We start from the raw sequence: 4,900 nt of genomic DNA, 5'->3' as shown, positions 1-4,900 counted from the left end.
GTCCAACGGCCACGATCAAGGGGCGGCAGGTCCGGATCCCCCTGGCGAAGCGCTGTGCGAGGCCGCCGACCGCATCCGGTCGCGCGGTCGGCACCGACGCCCGCCCCCGACCCACGGAAGCAGTTGTGATCACCACCACGGACCTCACGAAGGTCTACCGTTCCCGAGGCCGCGAGGTGACCGCCCTCGCCGGCGTCGACCTGCACGTCCGCCCGGGCGAGGTCTACGGAGTCGTCGGCACCAGCGGTGCCGGCAAGTCCACCCTCATCCGCTGCGTGAACATGCTGGAGCGCCCGACCTCCGGCACGGTCACCGTGGACGGGGTCGAGCTGACCGCGCTGTCCGGCGGTGAGAACCGGGCCGGCCGCGAGCTGCGCGAGGCGCGCCGCCGGATCGGCATGGTCTTCCAGCACTTCAACCTGCTCGCCTCCCGCACGGTGCAGCAGAACGTCGAGCTCCCGCTGGAGATCATCGGCCTGGACCGCACCCAGCGCCGCCGCAAGGCCGCCGAGCTGCTCGACCTGGTCGGCCTCGGCGACAAGGCCCGCAGCTACCCCAACCAGCTCTCCGGCGGCCAGAAGCAGCGCGTGGGCATCGCCCGCGCCCTGGCCGGCGACCCCAAGGTGCTGCTCTCCGACGAGGCCACCTCGGCCCTCGACCCGGAGACCACCCGCTCGATCCTCAAGCTGCTGCGCGACCTCAACCAGCAGCTGGGCCTCACCGTCCTGCTGATCACCCACGAGATGGACGTCATCAAGTCCGTCTGCGACTCCGCCGCCCTGATGCGCGGCGGCCGGGTGGTCGAGTCCGGCGAGCTCACCGACCTGCTGGCCCGGCCCGGCTCCGAGCTGGCCCGCGAGCTGTTCCCGCTCAGCGAGTTCGGCACCGGCCACCCCGGCACCACCGTGCTGGAGATCACCTTCCAGGGCGACACCCCGGCCCATCCGTTCGTCTCCCAGCTCGCCCGCACCTACCAGATCGACATCAACATCCTCGGTGCCGCCGTGGAGACCATCGCCGGCCGGATGGTCGGCCGGATGCGGGTCGAACTGGCCGGCGGCCACCAGGACAACGTGGTGCCGATCGGCTACCTGCGCGAGCAGGGCCTGCAGGTGGACGTACTCGGCGCGGCGAACGGAGCGGTGGCATGACCTGGGACCAGATGCAGGAACTGATGTGGCCCGCCACCCAGGAGACCTTCCAGATGGTCGGGGTCGCGACGGTCTGCACCGTCGTCCTCGGGCTGCCCCTCGGCGTCCTGCTGGTGCTCACGGCCAAGGGCGGAGCGCTGCAGAACCAGCCGGTGAACAAGGTGATCGGCGCGATCGTGAACGTCGGCCGCTCGCTGCCGTTCATCATCCTGATGATCGCGCTGATCTCCTTCACCCGGTGGCTGACCGGCAACTCGCTCGGCTGGCAGGCGGCCACCGTGCCGCTGACCGTCGGCGCGATCCCGTTCTTCGCCCGGCTGGTCGAGACCTCCGTCCGTGAGGTCGACCGCGGCCTCATCGAGGCCGTCCAGGCGATGGGCGGCAGCACCTGGACGCTCGTCCGCAAGACGCTGGTGCCCGAGGCCCTCCCCGGCATCGTCGCCTCCGTCACCACCACGATCATCGCGCTGATCGGCTACTCCGCGATGGCCGGCACCGTCGGCGGCGGCGGCCTCGGCGACCTCGCCTACCGGTACGGCTACCTGCGCTTCGAGACCGCCTTCATGTGGATCATCGTGGCGTTGATCGCGATCATCGTCACCGTGATCCAGCTGGCCGGCGACTACGCCGTGCGACGGCTGGCCAACCGGGGCCGCGGCGGCGGACGCACCCGCCTGCTCCGCACGCGCGCCACCACCCCCGACGAGGACCTCGTCGCCTCCTAGACCTCCCCCGTCCGACTCCGGACGCGGCTCCCCGTATCACGCAGAAAGGCACTTTTCGTGCGCACCGTTGTGAAGTTCACCAGTGTCCTCGCCACCGCCGGCCTCGCCTTCTCGCTGGCCGCCTGCAGCAGCTCGGGCTCGTCCTCCTCGGACCCGAACGCGCCGCTGAAGGTCGTGGCCAGCCCCACCCCGCACGGGCAGATCCTCAAGTTCGTCAAGGACAACCTCGCGGAGAAGGCGGGCCTCAAGCTCGACATCAAGGAGGTCACCGACTACGTGACCCCCAACACGGCGGTGCAGGACGGTTCGGCCGACGCCAACTACTTCCAGCACGTCCCGTACCTGGAGGACTTCAACAAGAAGAACGGCACCGACATCGTCTCGGTCGGGACCGTTCACCTGGAGCCGCTCGGCGTCTACTCCAAGAAGGTCAAGTCGATCACCGACCTGCCCGACGGTGCCACCATCGGCCTGCCCAACGACGCCACCAACGAGGGCCGCGCGCTCAAGCTGCTCGCCGACAACAAGCTCATCACCCTCAAGGACGGTGCCGGCACCGCCGCCACCCCGGCCGACGTGACGGGCAACCCGAAGAACCTCAAGTGGAAGGAGCTGGAGGCCGCCCAGCTGCCCCGCTCCATCGCCGACCTCGACGCCGCCGTGATCAACGGCAACTACGCGATCGACTCGGGTCTGAAGCCGGCCACCGACGCGCTGGTGCTGGAGAAGGCCGAGGGCAACCCGTACGCCAACATCCTCGCCGTCAAGAAGGGCAAGGAGAACGACCCGCGGGTCAAGAAGCTCACCGAGCTGCTGCACTCCGACGAGGTCAAGAAGTACATCGACGACACCTTCAAGGGCTCGGTCATCCCGGCCTTCTGATCGTCCTACCGTCGTACCCCCTGATGTCCGACCGGGCCCCCGCGCACCTGCGCCGGGGCCCGGTCGGGCAGTATGCGGGAGGGACACTCCGGCCGACCGCGATCTGACGTACCGTCGTGCGGGCGGTGCACCGCGTGACACCGGGGGCGCACCGGAGGCGTACGGTGTTGTGTTCACGACCCGGCGAGGAGAGACGGCATGGCAGCGAGCTTCCCCGAGACGGCCATCAGCACCGAACGGCTGCTGCTGCGGCCCCTTGCGGAGGACGACGCCCCCGGCCTGGCCACCATGATGGCCGACGACCTCGTACTGGCCTGGACGGACCTGCCGCACCCCTTCACCGAGGAGTACGCGGCCGAGCTCGCCCGCGTCCTCGCCCCCGCCCACCGGGCGAACGGACGCGGCATCGTCTTCGCCGTCACCGAGCACCTCACCCAGCGCCTGGTCGGCCTGGTCGAGCTGCGCAACACCGACTGGCGGCTGCGCAGCACCGAGATCTCCTACGTGACCGCCGTCTGGGCGCGCGGCGAGGGCTACGCCCCGGAGGCCGTCCTCGGCGTCGCCCAGTGGCTGTTCGAGGACCGCGGCTTCCTGCGCCTGGAGCTGCGCACCGCCGCCGGGAACACCGCCGCCCAGCAGGTCGCCCAGAAGATCGGCGGCATCAGCGAGGGCGTGCTGCGCAGCGCCTGGATAGTGCGCGGCGAGTCCGGGGAGGTCGTCGAAGAGAGCCGCAGCGACCTGATCCTGTGGAGCCTGCTCCCGGAGGACCTGGAGTCGCCCGAACTGCGGCGGGACGGCTGGCACGGCGACCACCGCTACGTGCTGCGCGACTGAGCCCCCGCCCGTACCCGGCCGCGAAACGGGCCCCCACGCGATCGACGCGGACATGTGTGCGAGATGTCGGCGTTTGAGGGATCACACCCGGTAGCCTCTGCACCGGCGCCGCACAGTCGGCGCGACGCACCGCGCATCGAGTCGAGGGAGAACGGCCGCAGATGGCTGACCGGATCACGGTCATCGGGTGGGACGGAACGCCACTGACCGAGGCCGCCGGTGCGGCCCTCGCCGCGGCGACGCTGGTGGCCGGAGCGCCCTACCAGCTGGACGCCCTCCCGGTGCCGGACACCGCCGAACGGATCACCCTCGGCAGCGTCCGGCAGGCCGCCCGCAGGATCGCCGAGCACCGCGGCGCCGCCGTCGTGGTCGCCGAGGGCGACCCGGGCTTCTTCGGCGTGGTGCGCACCCTGCGCCGCCCCGAGTACGGCCTGGAGCTGGAGGTCCTGCCCGCCGTCTCCTCGGTCGCCGCCGCCTTCGCCCGGGCCGGCATGCCCTGGGAGGACGCCCAGGTCGTCAGCGCCCACGGCGGACGGCTGCGCCGCGCGGCCAACATCTGCCGGGCCCACCCCAAGGTCGCCGTGCTCACCGCGCCGGGGGCCGGCCCGAGCGAGCTGGCCCTGATGCTGCGCGGGGTGCACCGGACCTTCGTCGTCTGCGAGGCCCTCGGCACCCCGGACGAGGACGTCACCGTCCTCACCTCCGACCGGATCGCCGACCACGACTGGCGAGACCCCAACGTGGTGCTGGTGATCGGCGGCACCGCCCAGGCCGGCGCGGTGGACGAGGCGGCCGGCTGGCTGGCGGGGCGCCCGGTCGGCTACCCCGGCGCGGACCGCGGCTGGGCGCTCCCCGCCGACGCCTACGCGGGCGCCGGGCGCACGGAGGGCGAGCCCGGCGCGTCGGAGGTGCTGCCCGAGCACGTACGCGCCCTGGTGCTGGCCCGGCTGGGCGCGCGCCCCGGGGACCTGCTCTGGTCGGTGGGCGCGGGCAGCGGAGCCCTCGCGGTGGAGGCGGCGCGGTTCGGCGCGGCCGTGGTCGCGGTCGAGGCCTCCCGTTCGGCCTGCGCCCGACTCACCGTCAACGCCCGTCGGTACGGGGTCGAGGTGGAGACCGTGCACGGGCGGGGCCCCGAAGTGCTGGGCGGGCTGCCGGAGCCGGACGCGGCGGTGGTGGAGTCCGGCGGCCTCGACGTGGTGCGCGCGGTGCTGGCCCGCAAACCCGAGCGGTTCGTCGCGCTGGCCCGGACCTTCACCGAGGCGGAGGAGATCCACCGGGCGATCGCCGCAGCCGGCTACCGGGCGGACG

At 72.1% G+C, this 4,900-nt stretch carries 5 protein-coding genes; all 5 read left to right on the top strand.

Annotated features, from left to right (window positions below):
* Positions 1-125 precede the first annotated feature (125 nt).
* Positions 126-1,151, top strand: a complete 1,026-nt coding sequence (locus J0670_RS30140) for a methionine ABC transporter ATP-binding protein (protein WP_207814874.1) — start codon at positions 126-128, stop codon at positions 1,149-1,151.
* Positions 1,148-1,876, top strand: coding sequence for a methionine ABC transporter permease (locus tag J0670_RS30135; RefSeq protein ID WP_207814873.1), 729 nt, complete (start codon positions 1,148-1,150; stop codon positions 1,874-1,876). Before J0670_RS30140 ends, J0670_RS30135 begins: the two co-directional genes overlap by 4 nt.
* 57 nt (positions 1,877-1,933) lie before the next feature.
* Positions 1,934-2,758, top strand: coding sequence for a MetQ/NlpA family ABC transporter substrate-binding protein (locus tag J0670_RS30130; RefSeq protein WP_207814872.1), 825 nt, complete (start codon positions 1,934-1,936; stop codon positions 2,756-2,758).
* Positions 2,759-2,956: 198 nt separating this feature from the next.
* Positions 2,957-3,592 (top strand): GNAT family N-acetyltransferase, encoded by a 636-nt coding sequence (locus J0670_RS30125; RefSeq protein ID WP_207814871.1) that lies wholly within the window; start codon positions 2,957-2,959, stop codon positions 3,590-3,592.
* 161 nt (positions 3,593-3,753) lie between these two features.
* Positions 3,754-4,900: precorrin-6y C5,15-methyltransferase (decarboxylating) subunit CbiE (cbiE, locus tag J0670_RS30120; RefSeq protein WP_207814870.1), on the top strand; the 1,147-nt coding region annotated here is incomplete at its 3' end.

The sequence above is a fragment of the Streptomyces sp. FH025 genome (assembly GCF_017427025.1).
GTDB lineage: Bacteria > Actinomycetota > Actinomycetes > Streptomycetales > Streptomycetaceae > Kitasatospora.
Note: the sequence above shows the minus strand (reverse complement) of the source record. Positions and strands in the feature narration are given on the sequence as shown.

Coding starts and splice junctions, on each gene's coding strand:
- J0670_RS30125 (WP_207814871.1), top strand. CDS start 2,957: ATGGCAGCGAGCTTCCCCGAGACGGCCATCAGCACCGAACGGCTGCTG.
- J0670_RS30135 (WP_207814873.1), top strand. CDS start 1,148: ATGACCTGGGACCAGATGCAGGAACTGATGTGGCCCGCCACCCAGGAG.